The organism is Dellaglioa sp. CoH-57-MRSF-16, from assembly GCF_056782055.1.
Genome location: NZ_JBXAXZ010000187.1, coordinates 1 through 266, shown reverse-complemented (window position 1 = coordinate 266; position 266 = coordinate 1). Strand labels below are relative to the sequence as shown.

Here is a 266-nt window from a genome sequence, read left to right as displayed (position 1 = left end):
AAGCAGAATCTCCTTAGCCAATGCCGTAGCCTCGGGCTCTTCCTTGGAAAGCTGACGTACGATAGGGGCATAACCAGCGCGCTCAATGGCGTTTATCTTTTGAACCTTCCGATGCGTGCCACGTCGGTTACAGCCCTCCAGATGTTGATACATACGACGACCTTTGCCCTTTCCGACGTAGAATGGCTCATGATCGAACGCTACTACTTTGTCACCAACTGTATACAAGTAAGAGCCCGGTTTACGCGGATCGAGCAGTGCATAAA

Annotated in this window: 1 protein-coding gene; it reads right to left on the bottom strand. The window is 50.8% G+C overall.

What is annotated here, in order from left to right; translation table 11 throughout:
• Positions 1 to 266: LEM-3-like GIY-YIG domain-containing protein (locus tag AC1RPH_RS08375; protein ID WP_481762126.1), on the bottom strand; the 266-nt coding region annotated here is incomplete at both ends.